The organism is Dickeya sp. MK7 (genome assembly GCF_000406305.1).
GTDB classification, from domain to species: domain Bacteria; phylum Pseudomonadota; class Gammaproteobacteria; order Enterobacterales; family Enterobacteriaceae; genus Dickeya; species Dickeya fangzhongdai.
This window is the reverse complement of sequence record NZ_CM001984.1, coordinates 1,385,754-1,405,059: the sequence shown is the minus strand read 5'-3', so window position 1 is coordinate 1,405,059 and position 19,306 is coordinate 1,385,754. Positions and strand designations below refer to the sequence as shown.

16 protein-coding genes are annotated in these 19,306 nt (G+C 60.2%); 12 read left to right on the top strand and 4 right to left on the bottom strand.

The annotated features are described in order from the left end of the window. The first annotated feature begins 4 nt into the window (after positions 1-4). From modF to gpmA, 11 genes are all read left to right on the top strand, one after another. On the top strand, positions 5-1,474 hold the full coding sequence (modF, locus tag DXXMK7_RS06325; RefSeq protein ID WP_038918342.1) for a molybdate ABC transporter ATP-binding protein ModF: 1,470 nt from the start codon (positions 5-7) through the stop codon (positions 1,472-1,474). A 257-nt stretch (positions 1,475-1,731) separates the two neighbouring features. Further along, positions 1,732-2,748 carry a UDP-glucose 4-epimerase GalE gene (gene galE, locus DXXMK7_RS06320; protein WP_038918341.1) on the top strand — a complete coding sequence of 339 codons (1,017 nt, stop codon included), beginning with the start codon at positions 1,732-1,734 and terminating at the stop codon, positions 2,746-2,748. Positions 2,749-2,829: 81 nt separating this feature from the next. Next, a complete protein-coding gene (gene galT / locus DXXMK7_RS06315) occupies positions 2,830-3,882 on the top strand; it encodes a galactose-1-phosphate uridylyltransferase (protein WP_038918340.1) in 1,053 nt (350 codons plus the stop codon). Continuing rightward, entirely contained in the window at positions 3,879-5,030 is a 1,152-nt protein-coding gene (gene galK, locus DXXMK7_RS06310; RefSeq protein ID WP_038918339.1) for a galactokinase, read from the top strand. The genes galT and galK overlap by 4 nt, the downstream gene beginning before the upstream one ends. After that, a complete protein-coding gene (gene galM / locus DXXMK7_RS06305; protein ID WP_038918338.1) occupies positions 5,020-6,102 on the top strand; it encodes a galactose-1-epimerase in 1,083 nt (360 codons plus the stop codon). Before galK ends, galM begins: the two co-directional genes overlap by 11 nt. Before the next feature lie 112 nt (positions 6,103-6,214). Then, positions 6,215-6,658 carry a hypothetical protein gene (locus tag DXXMK7_RS06300; RefSeq protein WP_038918337.1) on the top strand — a complete coding sequence of 148 codons (444 nt, stop codon included), beginning with the start codon at positions 6,215-6,217 and terminating at the stop codon, positions 6,656-6,658. A gap of 73 nt (positions 6,659-6,731) precedes the next feature. Next, entirely contained in the window at positions 6,732-7,118 is a 387-nt protein-coding gene (locus DXXMK7_RS06295) for a copper-binding protein (protein ID WP_038918336.1), read from the top strand. A 12-nt stretch (positions 7,119-7,130) separates the two neighbouring features. Continuing rightward, on the top strand, positions 7,131-8,390 hold the full coding sequence (locus tag DXXMK7_RS06290; protein WP_038918335.1) for a TolC family protein: 1,260 nt from the start codon (positions 7,131-7,133) through the stop codon (positions 8,388-8,390). Next, positions 8,387-9,901 carry an efflux RND transporter periplasmic adaptor subunit gene (locus DXXMK7_RS06285; RefSeq protein ID WP_038918334.1) on the top strand — a complete coding sequence of 505 codons (1,515 nt, stop codon included), beginning with the start codon at positions 8,387-8,389 and terminating at the stop codon, positions 9,899-9,901. The genes DXXMK7_RS06290 and DXXMK7_RS06285 overlap by 4 nt, the downstream gene beginning before the upstream one ends. Beyond that, positions 9,898-13,035 (top strand): efflux RND transporter permease subunit, encoded by a 3,138-nt coding sequence (locus tag DXXMK7_RS06280; RefSeq protein WP_038918333.1) that lies wholly within the window; start codon positions 9,898-9,900, stop codon positions 13,033-13,035. The genes DXXMK7_RS06285 and DXXMK7_RS06280 overlap by 4 nt, the downstream gene beginning before the upstream one ends. A 142-nt stretch (positions 13,036-13,177) precedes the next feature. Continuing rightward, positions 13,178-13,930, top strand: a complete 753-nt coding sequence (gpmA, locus tag DXXMK7_RS06275) for a 2,3-diphosphoglycerate-dependent phosphoglycerate mutase (RefSeq protein WP_038660762.1) — start codon at positions 13,178-13,180, stop codon at positions 13,928-13,930. Positions 13,931-14,006: 76 nt separating this feature from the next. Here gpmA and aroG read toward each other — a convergent pair whose 3' ends face one another. After that, positions 14,007-15,059, bottom strand: coding sequence for a 3-deoxy-7-phosphoheptulonate synthase AroG (aroG, locus tag DXXMK7_RS06270; protein WP_038918332.1), 1,053 nt, complete (start codon positions 15,057-15,059; stop codon positions 14,007-14,009). Positions 15,060-15,331: 272 nt separating this feature from the next. On the opposite strand from aroG, the gene zitB reads away from it, so the two are divergent. Continuing rightward, positions 15,332-16,267, top strand: a complete 936-nt coding sequence (gene zitB, locus DXXMK7_RS06265; protein WP_038918331.1) for a CDF family zinc transporter ZitB — start codon at positions 15,332-15,334, stop codon at positions 16,265-16,267. 51 nt (positions 16,268-16,318) lie between these two features. Here zitB and pnuC read toward each other — a convergent pair whose 3' ends face one another. From pnuC to DXXMK7_RS06250, 3 genes are all read right to left on the bottom strand, one after another. Next, the gene (gene pnuC / locus DXXMK7_RS06260) at positions 16,319-17,044 is read right to left on the bottom strand and encodes a nicotinamide riboside transporter PnuC (RefSeq protein WP_038918330.1); all 726 of its coding nucleotides are present in this window, start codon (positions 17,042-17,044) and stop codon (positions 16,319-16,321) included. 22 nt (positions 17,045-17,066) lie between these two features. Beyond that, positions 17,067-18,113 (bottom strand): quinolinate synthase NadA, encoded by a 1,047-nt coding sequence (nadA, locus tag DXXMK7_RS06255; protein ID WP_038918328.1) that lies wholly within the window; start codon positions 18,111-18,113, stop codon positions 17,067-17,069. A 204-nt stretch (positions 18,114-18,317) separates the two neighbouring features. Then, the gene (locus tag DXXMK7_RS06250) at positions 18,318-19,034 is read right to left on the bottom strand and encodes a DUF554 domain-containing protein (protein WP_033569369.1); all 717 of its coding nucleotides are present in this window, start codon (positions 19,032-19,034) and stop codon (positions 18,318-18,320) included. Positions 19,035-19,306: the final 272 nt, after the last annotated feature.

Here is a 19,306-nt window from a genome sequence, read left to right as displayed (position 1 = left end):
CATCATGTCATTGCTGCACATCCATCAGGCGCAGTTCCGGTTAAGCGATACCCGGATGATGCGTTTGGATGAACTCACGCTGCATCAGGATCAGTGCTGGGCGTTCGTCGGCGCCAACGGCAGCGGGAAATCGGCGCTGGCGCGCGCGCTCTCCGGCGAGCTGCTGCTGTTGTCAGGACAGCGCCAGTGTGACTTCCAGCGCGTGGCGCGCCTCTCTTTCGAGCAACTGCAGCAGTTGGTGTCGCTGGAGTGGCAACGCAACAACACCGATATGCTGAGCGCCGACGAGGACGACACCGGGCGCACCACCGCCGAGGTGATCCAGGACAGCGTGCACGACGCCGACCGCTGCCGCCAGCTGGCGACGCAATTCGGCATCCTCCATCTGCTCGACCGACGCTTCAAATACCTCTCTACCGGCGAAACCCGTAAGACCATGCTGTGTCAGGCGCTGATGACGCAGCCGGACCTGCTGATTCTCGACGAACCGTTCGACGGGCTGGACGTCGCCTCTCGTGCGCAGTTGGCCGACCTGCTGGCGTCGCTGGCGGCGCAGGGGCAAGCGCTGGTGCTGATTCTCAACCGCTTTGAGGATATTCCGGCGTTTGTCGGCCAGGTCGGCGTGCTGGCGGATTGCACCCTGACCCGGCAAGGCGCGCGCGAGGCGATTTTGTCCGATGCGCTGGTGTCGCAGCTGGCGCACAGCGAAACCCTGACCGATACCGCGCTGCCGGAAGCGGAAGACCCGACCCAGCGCCCGACCTTGTCGCCGGATCAACCGCGCATTCGCCTGCTGCACGGCGTGGTGAGCTACAACGATCGCCGCATTCTGAACGATTTGAGCTGGGAAGTACTGCCGGGCCAGCACTGGCAAATCGTCGGGCCGAACGGCGCCGGCAAATCCACCCTGCTTAGCCTGATCACCGGCGACCACCCGCAGGGCTACAGCAATGACCTGACGCTGTTTGGCCGTCGGCGCGGCAGCGGCGAAACCATCTGGGACATCAAGCGCCACATCGGCTACGTCAGCAGCAGCCTGCATCTGGAGTACCGCGTCAGCACCAGCGTGCGCAACGTGATCCTCTCCGGCTTCTTCGATTCCATCGGCATTTATCAGGCGGTGTCGGACCGTCAGCGTTTTCTCGCCGCCCAGTGGCTGGAACTGCTCGGCCTGCCGGACAGCGTGGCCGACGCCCCGTTCCAGTCATTGTCCTGGGGCCAGCAACGGCTGGCGCTGATTGTGCGCGCGCTGGTGAAACACCCGGCATTGCTGATTCTGGACGAACCGCTGCAGGGGTTGGACCCGCTCAACCGTCAGCTTATCCGCCGCTGGCTGGATATTCTGATCGGTCAGGGACAAACCCAACTGTTGTTCGTCTCCCACCATGCGGAAGACGCGCCGGACTGCATCACCCACCGCCTGACTTTCGTACCGGACGGCGACGGCTACCGCTACCTGATAGAAAACCGCTGACCTTTCACAGACGGTTTCGCCTCAGTCGAAACCGTCGCCTCACACGCGTTGACGATCGATTTAGTGATAACGCTACCACAAAGAATACAACGTATTTCACCCGGCACCACATCGCGCTATGCTGGTCGTTCACTCAATCAGGGAAGGGGTGAAAAGTGAGACGACAGCCTTAATTATCGCTATTTACGGCGTTGATCACCTTTTTCCTGCTATGGTCATGCTATTTTTCCAACCAGTTTTCTGCGACAGAGGTCATTATGAAAGTATTGGTTACAGGTGGTAGCGGTTACATAGGCAGCCATACCTGTGTGCAACTGATCGCCGCCGGCCATCAGCCGGTTATTCTCGACAACCTGTGCAACAGCAAATCCAGCGTGGCCGACGCCATTACCCGTGTCAGCGGGCAGGCGCCGGTATTCTATCAGGGCGATATCCGCGACCGCGCACTGCTGCAGACCATTTTTGTCGAACATGACATCGGCGCCGTGATCCACTTCGCGGGTCTCAAGGCGGTGGGCGAATCGGTCCGCGAGCCCATCAACTACTACGACAACAACGTGTACGGCACGCTGACGCTGGTGGAAGCCATGAAGCAGGCGGGCGTCAAGACGCTGATTTTCAGCTCCTCCGCCACCGTGTATGGCGACCAGCCGCAGATCCCGTATCAGGAAAGTTTCCCCACCGGCACCCCTGCCAGCCCCTACGGCCGCAGCAAACTGATGGTGGAGCAGATCCTGCAGGATTTGCAGCGCGCGGAACCGGACTGGAGCGTGGTGCTGCTGCGCTACTTCAACCCGGTGGGGGCGCATCCTTCGGGCGAAATGGGCGAAGATCCGCAGGGCGTACCCAATAACCTGATGCCTTACATCGCTCAGGTGGCGGTGGGCCGCCGCGACTCGCTGGCGATTTTCGGCAACGATTATCCGACCGTCGACGGCACCGGCGTGCGGGATTATATCCACGTGGTGGATTTGGCCGAGGGTCATGTCGCCGCCATGAATACCCTGCACGGCAAGCCCGGCGTACACACCTATAACCTCGGCGCCGGCGTAGGTTACAGCGTACTGCAGGTAGTGGAAGCCTTCAGCCGCGCCTGCGGCAAGCAACTGCCGTACCATTTCGCGCCCCGCCGTGACGGCGACCTGCCCGCTTACTGGGCCGACGCGGAAAAAGCCGCCCGCGAGCTTAACTGGCGCGTCAGCCGGACGCTGGACGAAATGGCCGCCGATACCTGGCGCTGGCAGTCCCGCCATCCGAATGGCTTTTCAGACTGACAGGCAGTGATAAGACACCGTTTTCAGGACGCATCGTTTTTCCGATAGCAACGTTTTTCGATGACAGAAATAAGGTATCCCATGGCGTATTTTGACCCCGTTGAACATCCGCATCGTCGCTACAACCCGCTGACCGGTCAGTGGGTGCTGGTATCGCCGCACCGCGCCAAACGTCCGTGGCTGGGGCAGCAGGAAAGCGTGTCGTCCGACCCGCTGCCATCGCATGACCCAACCTGTTTCCTTTGCCCCGGCAACACGCGGGCGACCGGCGATACCAACCCTGACTATCAGGACACTTTTGTTTTCACCAACGATTTCGCCGCGCTGATGACCGACACCCCGGAAGCGCCGGAAAATAGCGATCCGCTGATGCGCTGCCAGAGCGCACGCGGCACCAGCCGGGTGATCTGCTTTTCGCCGGACCACAGCAAAACCCTGCCGGAACTGTCGCTCGGCGCGCTGGAACAGGTGGTCGCCACCTGGCAACAGCAGAGCGCCGAACTGGGGCAAACGTACCCGTGGGTGCAGGTATTCGAAAACAAAGGCGCGGCGATGGGCTGTTCCAACCCGCATCCGCACGGCCAGATCTGGGCCAATGATTTTCTGCCCAACGAAGCGGAACGGGAAGACCGGCTGCAGCGCGACTATTTCCAGCAGTACGGCTCGCCGTTGCTGGTGGATTACCTGCAACGCGAATTGCAGGACGGCGCGCGCCATGTGGTGGAAACCGAGCACTGGCTGGCGGTGGTGCCCTACTGGGCGGCCTGGCCGTTTGAAACGCTGCTGCTGCCCAAAGCCCACACCCTGCGCCTGCCGGATGTCACCGCGGAACAGCGTCAGGATCTGGCGCTGGCGTTGAAGAAGCTCACCAGCCGCTACGACAACCTGTTCCAGACCTCGTTCCCCTACTCGATGGGCTGGCACGGCGCGCCGTTTACCGACGGCGATCACCCGCATTGGCAGTTGCACGCGCATTTTTATCCGCCGCTGTTGCGTTCCGCCACAGTGCGCAAATTCATGGTGGGCTACGAAATGCTGGCGGAAACCCAGCGCGATTTGACCGCCGAGCAGGCCGCGGAACGGCTACGTGCCGTCAGCGACATTCATTACCGTGATTCAGGAGTTCAGGCATGACCTTATCAGCACGCACCCAGGCGGTTTTCCAGCAGCAGTTCGGTTACCCGGCGACGCTTACCGTGCAGGCGCCGGGCCGGGTCAACCTGATAGGGGAACACACCGACTACAATGATGGCTTTGTGCTGCCGTGCGCCATCAACTATTCGACCACCATCAGCGCCGCGCCGCGCGATGACCGGCAAATCCGCGTCATCGCGGTGGACTACGACAACCAGCAGGATCTGTTTTCGCTGGATGCGCCGATCGAACATCATCCGCAATGGCAGTGGGCGAATTATGTCCGCGGCGTGATCAAGCATCTGAAAACACGCAGCGATGCCTTTGGCGGCGCGGATCTGGTGATCAGCGGCGACGTACCGCAGGGCGCGGGTCTGAGTTCGTCGGCGTCGCTGGAAGTGGCGGTCGGCAAGGCAATTCAGGCGCTGTACCAGCTACCGCTGGACAATGTGGCGCTGGCGCTCAACGGTCAGGAAGCGGAAAACCAGTTCGTCGGCTGCAACTGCGGCATCATGGACCAGATGATTTCGGCGCAGGGCAAGCGCGGTCATGCGCTGTTGATTGACTGCCGTTCGCTGGAAACGCGCGCGGTGTCCATGCCGGACAACGTGGCGGTGATGATCATCAACTCCAACGTCAAACGCGGTCTGGTGGACAGCGAATACAATACCCGCCGCCAGCAGTGCGAAGCGGCGGCGCGTCATTTTCAGGTCAAGGCGCTGCGTGACGTCAGCGAAGCGGATTTCGCCGCCAAAGTCGATGGACTGGATGAAGTAGTGGCCCGTCGCGCCCGCCATATCATTACCGAGAACGCCCGTACCCTGGCGGCGGCCGACGCGCTGACGCGCGGCGATCTGCGCCAGATGGGCGAACTGATGGCCGCCTCCCATGCGTCGATGCGGGATGACTTCGCAATCACCGTGCCGCCCATCGACACGCTGGTGGACATGGTCAAAGCCGTGATCGGCGATGAAGGCGGCGTGCGCATGACCGGCGGTGGATTTGGTGGCTGTATCGTGGCGTTGATCCCACAACAGCACGTGACAGCGGTGCAAAATGCCGTGATGCGGGACTATCCGGCAAAAACCGGATTGCAACCCACCTGTTACGTCTGTCAGGCCTCGCCAGGAGCCGGTTATGTCGAATGACCCTGTTGAACCGCGCGCGCCGCAAACGGCGCTCGCTCCGGATGGTCAGCCATTTCAGTTGACCGTACTGCAAAATCGCCACGGTACGCGGGTAACGTTGATGGATTGGGGAGCCACCTGGCTCTCCTGCCAGTTGCCGCTGCCCGGCGGCGCAACGCGTGAAGTGCTGCTGGGCTGCGCGCCCGAACAGTACCCGCATCAGGCCGCTTATCTGGGCGCGTCGGTGGGGCGCTACGCCAACCGTATCGCCAACGCCGCCCTGCGTCAGGGCGATGCGCTCATCCGCCTGCACGCCAATCAGGGCGTACATCAGTTGCATGGCGGGCCGGACGGCTTTCACGCCCGGCGCTGGCAGATACTGCAACAGAGCGACGATCAGGTCATCTACCAGTTGCATTCGCCGGACGGCGATCAGGGCTTTCCCGGCGCGCTGACCGCGCAGGTCAGTTATCAGCTCACCGACCAGAATGCGCTGGACATCGAGTATCAGGCGGAAGTGGACCAGCCCTGCCCGGTGTGCCTGACCAACCATGCCTATTTCAACCTCGACGGCGCGCCGACCGACGTGCGGCATCACCAGTTGCAACTGATGGCGGATTACTATCTGCCGGTGAATCAGGACGGTATTCCCGGCGACGCGTTGCGGGACGTGGCGGACGGCAGTTTCGATTTTCGTCAGCCCAAAACGCTGTTACAGGATTTTCTGGCCGATGCGGACCAGCAGGCCGTTCGTGGTTACGACCACGCTTTTCTGCTGCACCGCACCGGCGGCTCTGGCGAAAGCCCGGCCGCCAGCCTGTGGTCGGCGGACGGCAAGGTGCAGATGCGGGTGTACACCAGCGCGCCGGCATTGCAACTCTACAGCGGCAACTTTCTGGCCGGCACGCCGTCACGCGACGGCACGCCTTATGCCAACTACGCCGGGCTGGCGCTGGAAAGCGAATTTCTGCCGGACAGCCCCAATCATCCGGACTGGCCGCAACCCGACTGCTGGCTGAAACCCGGCAAGCGCTACCGCTCGCTTACCCGCTATGCGTTTATCGTCAGTCCTGCTGAAAACCCGACAGATTGACAAACTGAGAGCCAGCACGGCTGGCTCTTTACAAATCTGTGCAAATTCCTGCTTGTCCGGCGCGGATTACGCCTCTTACACTGGCAGCACTTTTTATAAGGATATTCACGCCATGACAGCCTCGCGCCATCATTCATTCAACCTGCGACATCTGCGCCATAAAAGCGGATGGGGTTGGATGTTGGCGTTATGCTGGTTGCTGCTGAATGCCCAACTGGCGGTGGCCGGTCACCGTTGCGAGCTGGCCGTAACCGCGGCGCCGGTGAGTATTCAACATGATGCCCACCGTATGCAGCCAGACGTCGTCATGCCCGATATGCCGGCCGCGCATGCCATGCAGTCCGCCGCTGACGTCAGCCCGGTGTGTGAAAAACACTGTCTGCCCGACTCCGCCAGTCAGGATTTACCGTCACTGTCATTACTGGCGCTGCCGGTTAACAGTGAACTGTTGCCGGCTCAACCGCCGGAGCCCGTTACCGCCAGCAGCAACAGTTGGTTTACGCCGCCGGTCGCCGGCCCGCCCGCCGAAATCCGTTTTTGCCGATTCAGAGAATAGCTTCCGCGATAAACAACCGTCGTGCGCTTTTGCGCAATAACTTGTTATTTATCGTATTTATGGAGCTATTATCATGCGTATGCTTTCCGTGGCTATCGCCACCCTGCTGTTTTCCGCCCCATTGCTGGCTGAACAAAATCAGACTCACACCATGACCGGCGAGATGGGCAACATGTCCCATACCATGCCAGGCGGGATGAATCACGACATGTCGTCCATGACCGCCGACGCCGCCACGGTTTACCGCACCACCGGCACAGTCAAACAATGGAACGCCAACGGCGTTACCCTGGCGCACGCCGCCGTCCCCGCGCTTCGCTGGCCGGCCATGACCATGAACTTCCGTCTGCCCGCGAACAATCACTGGACGCCGCTGCCCCAGGGCAGCGCGGTCAGCTTCAGCTTCGTGCAAAGCGCGGACGGCTACACCCTGACGGATATCAAACCGCAGCAAAACTAACCGGAGACCACCATGCACATACGCAAGTTCCGCGCTTCACGCGCGTGGCTGGCGATGTTGTTGTGGCTGCCTGCCGCGTCATTCGCGGCAGCACTGGATCTGGATGGCGCGCTACAGGCGGCGGAGCAGTATTCCGCCGACCTGTCAGCCAACCAGCACCGGATGAACGCGCTGCAAAACATGGCCGATTCCGCCACACAACTGCCGGACCCTCAACTGAAATACGGCATCGAAAACGTACCGCTCGGCGGCAACAACACCCGGCGCCTGACGCGCGAAGGCATGACCATGCAACGCATCGGCATCATGCAGACGTATGTCAGCGCCACCAAGCGCGAACGTAAGGCGCAAACCATTCAGGCGGAAGCCGACACGGTACGCGGCAACAGCGAAGCCCTGCGCGCCCAGTTGCAACGCGATACCGCCCAGGCCTGGCTGGAACTGGCGCTTTCCCGCCAGATACTGCAGGAAGTCAACGCGCTGGTGCAGGAAAGCCAGCGACAGATTGCCGTTCAGAAAGCCGGCGTGGCGGCCGGCGGCGAGTCGACCCGGGTGCTGGACGCCCGGCTGACGTTCTCCGCCATGCAGGATCGGCTGGCGGACGCCACCCGTGATGCGGCCATCGCGCAAGCGCGGCTGACCCGGCTGACCGGCGTCGCCGATGTCGCCACGCAGGGGCCGCTGCCCCGTTTCGAACGTCTGCCCGCCGACCCGGCGGTGCTGTACGCCGCCATCGCCCAGCATCCGGAAATCGCCGAGGCCGAGCAGGAAACCCGGCTGGCGCAGGCACGAGCCGCCCAGTCAGCGGTAGCGGCGATCCCGGATGTCGGCGTCGAGGTCTACTACGGCCGCCGCGGTAATAGCTTCGATGATATGGCGGGCTTCGAAATCAGCATGGACCTGCCGTTGTTCCAGTCCAGGCGGCAGGACAAGGATCACGCCGCCGATGTGGCGCGCAGCATGGAAGCCCGCGATCGGGTCGCGCTCGCCCAGCGGGAGCACCGGGTGCAACTCGACACCCTGCTGGCGCAGTATCAGGCGGCGCAGTCACGCTGGCGTCGCCAGAACGACGAGGTGTTGCCGTTGCAGCAACAGCGCATCCGGCTGCTGCAAAGCCAGTATCAGAGCGGCGGCAGCGATTTGGCCGGCGTGCTGGAAGCCCGTCGCGCGCTGCTGGACAGCCGCATCGCCGCGCAGAACGCCGCCCGTGACATGGCGACGCTGTGGGCCGCCCTCCGCTACCTGACGCCACAAGGAACCGCCGCAAAATGAACCGAACTTTTACTGTCAGTCTGATTGCCGTGGCGCTGGCGGCCGCAGCAGTTGGTTACTCAGTTAGTTATTACAGCGGCAGCCGCGCCACCGGCACGACGACGCATGCCGCCGCCGCGACGCCCGACGCCAACGGCGGGCGTAAGGTCCTCTATTGGTATGACCCGATGGTGCCGGACAAGCGCTTCGATCAACCCGGCAAATCGCCGTTTATGGATATGCCGCTGACGCCGCGCTACGCCGATGAGGTGCAGGATAACGGCGGCGTGACGGTCAGTCCGCGCCAGCAACAGAATCTCGGCGTGCGCACCGCCAAAGCCGAACGCCGCGAACTGCAACCGCACGCCACCGGTTACGGTACCGTGGCGCTCAATGAGCGCACCCTGCGCACGCTGGTCGCCCCCAGCGGCGGCGTGGTGGAGCAACTCGGCGTCAACGCGGTACAACAGCCGGTGCAAAAAGGCCAGATGCTGGCGGTACTGTGGAACCCAACCTGGGCGGCAGCCCAGCAGGAGTATCTGGCGGTACGCCAGTTGGGGGACGCGGAGCTAAGTCAGGCCGCACGACAAAAACTGGCGCTGATGTTCATGCCGGAAAGCGTGATCCGTCAGGTGGAACGCAGCGGCAAACCGCAACCCCGGCTAACCATCACCGCACCGGAGAACGGCTACATCAACCGGCTGGATGTCCGTACCGGCGCCCAGTTGACGCCTGCGCAACCGCTGTTTGAGCTGGCCAGTCTCGACCCGGTGTGGGTTGAGGTGGAGTATCCGGCGGCACAGGCGGCGGCGTTGCATATCGGCGATGAGATGCTCGCCGTTAGCGACAGCTGGCCGGGCGACACCTTTCGCGGGCGCGTTGCCGAACTGCTGCCGCAACTCGACAGCGCCACCCGCACGCTGAAAGCCCGCGTAGTACTGGACAACCGGCAACAGCGCCTCAAACCCGGTATGTACCTGACGGTGAAGCTTGCCGCCGGCGTCGCCCGTCAGGCGCTGATGGTTCCTCAACAGGCGCTGTTGGTCAGCAGCCGGCAGAACCGGGTATTGCTGAACGACGGTCAGGGCTATTTCACGCCGCGCCCGGTTGACGTCGGCGTCATTCAGGACGGGTGGGCGGAAATCCGCTCGGGTCTTAACGAGGGCGATAGTGTGGTGATCTCCGGTCAGTTCCTGATCGACTCCGAAGCCAGCCTGCGCAGCGCGTTGACCTCGTTCAGCGACACACCGCAGAACCAGAGCCCGGCCGCCACGCCCGCCCCCGTCGGCGACTACCAGACCAGAGGGGTCATCAAGGCCATCAACGGCAAGCAGGTGACCCTCGCCCACGACGCGGTGCCGGCGCTGGACTGGCCGCCGATGACCATGGATTTCACCTTCGACGGCGACGCGCTGCCAGCGACGCTCCAGCCCGGCATGACGGTGACATTTCGGTTCCGGCTGGATGACAACGGCGCGCGGCTGCTGGCTATCCAGCCTGTCGCCGCGGCGGCTCACGGAGGTCACCTATGATTGCTGCGGTGATTCGCTGGTCGATCAAAAACCGTTTTCTGGTGCTGATCGCCACGCTGCTGATGGCCGGCTGGGGGGTGATTTCGTTGCAGAAAACGCCGCTGGATGCGCTGCCGGACCTCTCCGACGTACAGGTCATTATCCGCGTCAGCTATCCCGGCAAGGCGCCGCAGGTGGTGGAAAATCAGGTCACCTATCCGTTGACCACCACCATGCTGTCGGTGCCCGGCGCGAAGACCGTGCGCGGTTTTTCCATGTTTGGCGACGCCTACGTCTATGTGCTGTTTGAAGATGGCACCGACCCTTACTGGGCGCGCTCCCGCGTGCTGGAATACCTGAGTCAGGTGCAATCCACCCTGCCCGCCGATGCCAAAGCCTCGCTGGGGCCGGACGCTACCGGAGTGGGCTGGATCTACGAATACGCGCTGGTCGACCGTACCGGTCAACACAGTCTGGCGGATTTACGCGCCATTCAGGACTGGCTGTTGAAATATGAGTTGAAAACCGTGCCCAACGTGGCGGAAGTCGCCAGCATCGGCGGCATGGTGCGGCAGTATCAGGTGGTGCTGAATCCGGAACGGCTGCGCGCGCTCAACGTGACGCATCAGCAGGTGATCGACGCGCTGCGGGCCGCCAATCAGGAAAGCGGCGGTTCGGTTATCGAACTGGGGGAAGCCGAGTACATGGTGCGTACCTCCGGCTATCTGCTGAAAACGGAAGACTTTCTCAACGTGCCGGTGGGTCGGCGCGACGGCATTCCGGTGCTGTTGCAGGATGTCGCCACCTTACGACAAGGCCCGGAAATGCGCCGCGGCATCGCCGAGCTGAACGGCGAAGGCGAAGTGGCGGGCGGCGTTATCGTGATGCGCTCCGGCAAAAATGCGCTGGAAACGCTGCGGGCGGTGCATGCCCGCCTGCAACAGGTCCGCCAAAGCCTGCCCGCCGGGGTGGAAATCGTCACTACCTACGATCGCTCGCCGCTGATCGAACGCGCCATCACTACCCTCAGCCACAAACTGCTGGAAGAGTTTGTGGTGGTGGCGCTGGTGTGCTCGCTGTTCCTGTTTCACTTCCGCTCCTCGCTGGTGGCGATCATCAGCCTGCCGCTGGGGATTCTGGGCGCGTTTATCATCATGCGCTATCAGGGGATCAACGCCAACATCATGTCGCTGGGCGGGATAGCCATCGCCATCGGCGCCATGGTGGACGCGGCCATTGTGATGATCGAGAACATGCACAAGGTGGTGGAACAGTGGCGGCATCAGCACCCAGACCATGAACCGGATAATGCCACCTGGTGGCGGCTCGCCACGCAGGCGGCGACGGAAGTGGGGCCGGCGCTGTTTTGCAGCCTGCTGATCATCACGCTGTCGTTTATCCCGGTGTTCTCGCTGGAAGCGCAGGAAGGCCGCATGTTCTCGCCGCTGGCGTTCACCAAAACCTACGCGATGGCGGTGTCCGCCGGTCTGGGGATCACGCTGGTGCCGGTATTAATGGGTTATTTCGTGCGCGGACGGATTCCCGACGAGCAGACCAATCCTCTCAACCGCTGGCTGATCGCCCTGTACCAGCCGGTGTTACGGCAGGTGCTGCGGTTTCCCAAAACCACGCTGGTCGTTTCACTGGCGCTGCTGGCGCTGACGCTGTTCCCGCTTGCCCGCCTCGGCAGCGAATTCATGCCGCCGCTGGACGAAGGCGACCTGCTGTATATGCCGTCCACGCTACCCGGCATTTCGCCGCGCGAAGCCGCACGGCTGTTGCAACAGACCGACCGGCTGATCAAAACCGTGCCGGAGGTGGATAGCGTATTCGGCAAGGCCGGTCGCGCCGACAGCGCTACCGATCCGGCGCCGCTGACCATGATGGAAACCACCATCCGCCTGAAACCGCGGGAACAATGGCGACCGGGCATGACGATGGACAAACTGATCGCCGAACTGGACCAGACCGTCAGTATTCCCGGCATCGCCAACGTGTGGGTGCCGCCGATTCGCAACCGGCTCGACATGCTGGCGACCGGCATCAAAAGCCCGGTCGGCATCAAGGTCAACGGCGACAATCTGCATGATATCGAACAGGTGGCGGCGCAGATCGAGCAAGTGGTGAAGCGAGTGCCCGGCGTAACGTCGGCGCTGGCGGAACGGCTGGCGGGCGGGCGCTACATCGATATCGACATCGACCGGGTGCGGGCCGCCCGCTATGGCGTGTCGGTACAGGAATTGCAGTCGATGGTCGCTACCCTGATCGGCGGGGAAAACATCGGCGAAACGCTGGAGGGCCGCCAGCGTTACCCGATCAACGTGCGTTATCCGCGGGAAATCCGCGACTCGGTAGACGCGGTGAAAAATCTGCCGGTGGTGACGCAAGGCGGCGCGCGCCTGACGCTGTCCGATCTGGCCGACGTGCGCGTCAGCGAAGGGCCGCCGATGCTGAAAAGCGAAAACGGCCGCCTGTCCGACTGGATTTATGTCGACCTGCGCGGGCGCGACCTGAAATCCGCCGTGGAAGATATGCAGCGTCAGGTGGCGCAGCAGGTCACGCTGCCGCAGGGGGTATCGGTGAGTTGGTCCGGCCAGTTTGAGTATCTGGAGCGGGCCACGGAAACCATGAAGCTGGTGGTGCCCTTCACCCTGCTGATTATTTTCATCCTGCTGTACGTGACTTTCGGCCAGATCAAAGACGCGCTGTTGATTATGGGTACACTACCGTTTGCGCTGATCGGCGGCGTCTGGCTGTTGTATCTGCTCGGCTATAATTTATCTGTCGCCGGTGCGGTGGGGTTCATCGCGCTGGCCGGGGTAGCGGCGGAGTTTGGCGTGATCATGTTGCTGTACCTGAATCACGCGGTGGAAAAACATCGCCAGCCGGGACAACCGTTGACCGACGATCAGTTGACGGCCGCCATTCGCGAAGGCGCGGTGTTGCGCGTGCGTCCGAAAATGATGACCGTCGCCACCATCATGGCCGGGCTGTTGCCGATCATGTGGGGCGGCGGCACGGGTTCGGAAATCATGCAGCGCATCGCGGCACCAATGGTCGGCGGCATGGTCAGCGCGCCGCTGCTGTCGATGCTGGTGATTCCGGCGCTGTTTTTGTTGCTCCATCGCAATATGGTGGAGAAACACACAAGCTGAAACGATAAAGCCGCCTGTTTTGTCGCCATTATGACGGCATATAAATCAGGCGGCCCGACGACTAGCGATTGCCGATAACCGCTCTCCGGCCCTATAATGAGAGCAGTTATCATAGAAATCTTAGTATATGAAGGAGTTAAGCATGGCTGTAACTAAGCTGGTACTGGTGCGACATGGTGAGAGCCAGTGGAACAACGAAAACCGCTTCACCGGCTGGATGGACGTTGAACTGTCCGAAAAAGGCGTCAACGAAGCCAAACAGGCAGGTAAATTGCTGAAAGAAGAAGGTTTCAGCTTTGATTTTGCCTACACCTCAGTGCTGAAACGTGCCATTCACACCCTGTGGAACGTGCTGGACGAGCTGGATCAGGCCTGGCTGCCGGTGGAAAAATGCTGGAAACTGAACGAGCGTCACTACGGTGCGCTGCAGGGTCTGAACAAAGCGGAAACCGCCGAAAAATACGGTGACGACCAGGTGAAACTGTGGCGTCGCGGCTTCGCGGTCACCCCGCCGGAACTGACCCGTGACGACGAGCGTTTCCCGGGCCACGATCCGCGCTACGCGTCGCTGAGCGACAAAGAGCTGCCGCTGACCGAAAGTCTGGCGCTGACCATCGAACGCGTGGTGCCGTACTGGAACGAAAGCATTCTGCCGCGCCTGAAAAAGGGCGAGCGCGTAATCATCGCCGCTCACGGCAACTCGCTGCGCGCGCTGGTGAAATACCTGGATAACATGAGCGAAGAAGAGATTCTGGAACTGAATATCCCGACTGCGGTTCCGCTGGTCTACGAATTCGACGAAAACTTCAAACCGATCAAACGTTACTATCTGGGCAACGCCGACGAGATCGCTGCCAAGGCAGCGGCGGTAGCCAACCAGGGTAAAGCGAAGTAATTCGTTTTATACACCCAGTGTAAAAAGAAAAAACCCGGTCCAGACCGGGTTTTTTTATGGGTGAACGGGTCAGGCATCAGCCGCGACGCTGACGCACCGCCGCCGCCAGCTGACGCAGCAGGCTGTCGGTATCATCCCAACCGATGCAGGCATCGGTGACGCTCTTGCCGTATACCAGCGGTTCGCCGCTCTCCAGATTCTGGTTGCCTTCCACCAGATGGCTTTCCACCATCACGCCCATGATCGCTCGCTCGCCGCCGCTGAGCTGACGGCACACGTCTTCACATACGTCCATCTGCTTTTTGAACTGCTTGCAGCTGTTGGCGTGGCTGAAGTCGATCATCACCTGCGTCGGCAGACCGGCTTTTTCCAGACCGGCTTTCACCGCCTGCACATGTTCCGCGCTGTAGTTCGGCTCTTTGCCGCCGCGCAGAATGATATGGCAGTCGTGGTTGCCGCTGGTGTTGACGATCGCCGAATGGCCCCACTTGGTCACCGACAGGAAGCAGTGCGGCGCGCGGGCGGCATTGATGGCGTCAATCGCTACCTTGATGGTGCCGTCGGTGCCGTTCTTGAAACCGACCGGACAGGACAGACCGGACGCCAGTTCGCGATGCACCTGAGATTCGGTGGTGCGTGCGCCGATAGCGCCCCAGCTCATCAAATCCGCCACGTATTGCGGCGAGATCATATCCAGGAACTCACCTGCCGCCGGCAAACCGGTATCGTTGATTTCCAGCAACAACTGACGCGCAATGCGCAGACCGTCGTTAATCTGGAAGCTGTTATCCATGTGCGGATCGTTGATCAGCCCTTTCCAGCCCACGGTGGTACGCGGTTTTTCAAAATAGACGCGCATCACCACTTCCAGATCATCGCGCAGTTCGTCACGCAGTTTCAGCAACCGCGCGGCGTACTCTTTGGCCGCTTTCGGGTCATGGATGGAACACGGCCCAATCACCACCAGCAGGCGGTCGTCATTGCCTTTCAGGATCTTGTGAATGGCGCTGCGGGCATTAAATACTGTCTGTGCTGCGCGTTCGGTGGCCGGAAATTTTTCCAGCAGCGCAACGGGGGGGAGCAACTCTTTAATTTCTTTAATTCTCAAATCGTCATTCTGGTAATTCATAATGGGTCCATGTCTCCGCAGCAACAGACGTTCATCCCCTGTCTGCCCGGAGTAAAAAACGAAAAAATAAAAACGTCGTCGTTCATATTGCAGGCTGGCTATTATAAGTCAAGCGGCTAAAAAATGGCGCAATAATACCCACATGTTTTCACTGTTGCAGTCATCGGCTCTGGGAGCGGTTCGGTCATGCTGACCACAGGCATCAACTGGTGGTCCTTCGACCGGGCAGGACGGCGTTATGCCAAATTAATCAACCTGATACAGGATATGCCATGGCTCATTCACACCCGGTCAACCAGGCCGAACATGACAGCATGAAACGCCTGAAACTGGCCTTCGTCATTACCGCCACCTTTATGATCGCCGAAGTGGTCGGCGGACTGCTGTCCGGATCGCTGGCGTTGCTGGCGGATGCCGGCCACATGCTGACCGACGCAGTCGCTTTACTGGTGGCGTTGCTGGCCGTCCGTTTCGCCCAGCGCAAACCGACGGTCCGGCACACATTCGGCTATTTGCGCCTGACTACCCTGGCCGCGTTCGTCAACGCCATAGCTCTGCTGGCGATTACCGGGTTCATCGTCTGGGAGGCCATCCAGCGGTTCTATGCCCCACAGCCGATCGCCAGCACGCCGATGTTGTTGATTGCCGTCGGCGGCCTGATTGCCAATCTGGTGGCGTTGTGGCTGTTACATCGCGGCAGCGGTGAAAAGAATATCAACGTGCGGGCGGCGGCGCTGCATGTCATGGGCGACCTGCTGGGCTCTGTAGGCGCTATCGGCGCCGCGCTGATCATCATGTTTACCGGCTGGACCCCGATTGACCCGATCCTGTCGGTACTGGTATCGGTACTGGTGCTGCGCAGCGCCTGGCGGCTGATGAAAGAGAGCGTGCATGAATTGCTGGAGGGCACGCCGACCCGCATCAATGTCGACCAACTGAAAATAAAGCTGACGGCGGACATCCCGGAAATCCGCGACGTACACCATGTCCACTTATGGCAGGTAGGCGAAAAGCCGTTGATGACGCTGCATGTTCAGGTTATTCCGCCACACGACCACGATGCGTTGTTACAGCGAATCCAACACTATCTGCTGGATCATTATCAAGTTGCCCACACCACGATCCAGATTGAGTATCAGCCGTGCGACGACGACCACTGCGATATCCAGTATCAGGCTGGCGGCCAGCCGCACAGCCATTCGCATTAATCACGCAGGTTCGCGCCGTCCCGTTCGTCAGGACAACGCGAACCGACGTACTTATAGCGCTCGCGCCAGCGGCCGGGAGTGATTATCCCGGGCGCCTTTGATCCACAGCCAGGAGCCGTTAAGGGCGATCAGCGTCAGCACCATATACTGCAACGACATGGCATAGACGCCCTGATAAGCGAAAATCACCACGCTGATGACGTCGATCACCACCCACAGCAGCCAGTTCTCCACATATTTACGGGTCATCAGCAGCATCGCCGCCACCGACAGCACCGTCATGGCCGAATCCCAGAATGGGAAAGCGTCCGGCTGCAATGTCGGCATCGTCACATCCAAACCGACCGCCTGCATCAACATCACCGCAACCCGGGTCAGCAGAGCAAAGAACGGATCGATATAGCGCGACATCAACACAATGGCAATTACGCAACCAGCGCCCCACCACAGCGTTTGCCGGCGCGATAGCCAGCGGACCCGCAATTCCGCCTCCTGCTCGTCGGTGGTGCGGCTCCAGGCGTACCAGCCATACACATTGGCCGCAATAAAGAAAATCTGTAGCAGCAGGCTGGCATACAGCTGTATCTGGAAAAATATCAGCGCAAACAGCGACACATTGACCAGGCCAAATAGGTAATTGGCGGTTTTTTCCAGACTGGCCAGCCAAATGCACACCAGCCCCGATAACGTCCCCAACGCCTCGACCCAGGATAGGTCATACCCGTTGTCCCCTAACGGGATGTGAACCAGAATATTGCTGGTACTAAAAAAATCCATTTCTGCTCCTGAATGACATTAACTATGATCTGAGTTTAGCTGCGAAATCCAGCATCCGATTGAGCGGCACCAGCGCACGCTCACGAACATCGGCATCCACTTCAATGGCATGATAGAGCGTATCCTGCTGCTCCAGCGCCGAGGCAATCGCCTGCAGCCCGTTCATCGCCATCCACGGGCAGTGCGCGCAACTACGGCAGGTCGCCCCTTCCCCCGCGGTAGGCGCCTCCAGCAACACTTTATCCGGGCAGGCTTGCTGCATCTTGTAGAATATACCGCGATCGGTCGCCACAATCAGTTCCCGGTGCGGTAGCTGCTGCGCCGCCTGAATCAACTGGCTGGTCGACCCCACCGCATCCGCCATCGCCACGATGCTTTGAGGCGACTCCGGATGAACCAGCACCGCCGCCTGCGGATACAGCGCTTTCATTCGTTTCAGCGCCTGGGTCTTGAATTCGTCATGCACAATGCAAGCCCCCTGCCAGCACAGCACGTCGGCGCCGGTCTGTTTTTGCACGTAATGCCCGAGGTGTCGATCCGGCGCCCAGATAATCTTCTCCCCCAGACTATCCAGATGTTCGATCAGCTCCACCGCGATGCTGGACGTCACCACCCAGTCAGCCCGCGCTTTAACCGCTGCCGACGTGTTGGCGTACACCACCACGGTGCGATCCGGGTGGCTGTCGCAAAAAGCGCTGAACGCTTCAACCGGGCAGCCCAAATCCAGCGAGCATTCCGCTTCCAGCGTCGGCATCAGCACGGTTTTTTCCGGGCTCAGTATCTTTGCCGTTTCCCCCATAAACCGGACGCCGGCGACGATCAGCGTACTGGCGGAATGAGTGCGGCCAAAACGCGCCATTTCCAGCGAGTCCGCCACACAGCCACCAGTCTCTTCGGCAAGCGACTGAATCTCCGGGTCGGTGTAATAATGCGCCACCAGCACCGCATTACGCTCTTTCAGCAGGCTTTTAATACGGTGACGGAACTGTTGCTTTTCCCCTTCTGATAGCCGCCTGGGCTTTGCGGGAAAAGGGTAATCGATAACAGGTGGTTCAGGAAACTGGCTCATCATGGGATTCCGTGCGGTTGCAGGCGTGAAGACAATGTCATTACCGGGACTTTTGTTTTATACACTAAACAAAATATCGCAATATTGTCATAAAATCTGCTTTTTCTTTAGTTATAAATTTCAGAAATGCCAAATGTGTTTAATTTATTAAAAACGCGATACCGCTGGATACCAGGCGACCTGAATAGGCCGCCCGCGAGACAGTCAGGGAAACAGGCGATGCCAGTAAAGGGAGAAAGGAATAATCAGCACTAACGCCGGCAGGAAGTTAACCACTGCGAAGGTTTTAATCTGAGCGATACGCAACCCGACAGCCATCATCACAATGCCGCCGCAAGCTGCAAAATCCCCCATGGTGATGTCATTCATGAACGGCATGATGAGCCTGGCGGAGAAAAACAACAGCGTCTGCACCAGAAACTGCGGAACGGCAATCGACATCACCGCAACGCCCAACGTAATGGCAAAAATCAGCGCCGTGAAAATGTCGAGCGCCGACTTGATGATTAGCAGCTGATAGTCGCCGGTTAGCCCTTCGGTCATCGCGCCAACCACACCGGTGCCGCTGGCGCAGAACAACACAATCAGCGCGGTAAAGTTCTGGGTATACACATCCTGCGGTAATTTGTGTTCCGGCGGCGGCACAACCCGACTCAGCAAGCGTTCAATCAGTATCGCCCCTTTCTGAACGCCGGCTTCAAGGCGCAGCAACTCGCCGATCCCTACCCCCAAAATAATCGCCAGCGCAACCGCAGGAAGCTGGTGAACTTTTACCACCAGCGTTATCCCCATTGCGATCGACACCATCGCAAACGCCGGTGGTAAACCATCACGCATACGCTGGGGAATAAAACGGTGCAACGCCACGCCCAATGCGCCGCCAATCAGAATGGCTGCGCCATTGATAACCGGACCAATCATCATCAATATCTCTTAGGCTCACCCTTCGACTTGCCAGATTACGAAGGAATATCGCCATCAGTCAAAAAAGAAGCCCTTACTATACGCCAAATGCGATGGCGTGATTAAACCGGCCTAAAGCAAAAAGAGATATAACAAAACCCACATGAGGAGATGATGCACGGTTGTCTCGCTTCGCTCGACTCGAACCTGAACGCAGCTTCTCACCTGCACGACAGTGCGATATTTAAAATAATGGTGAGCGAATTAAAGAGGAGTGATTTATTTAGCAG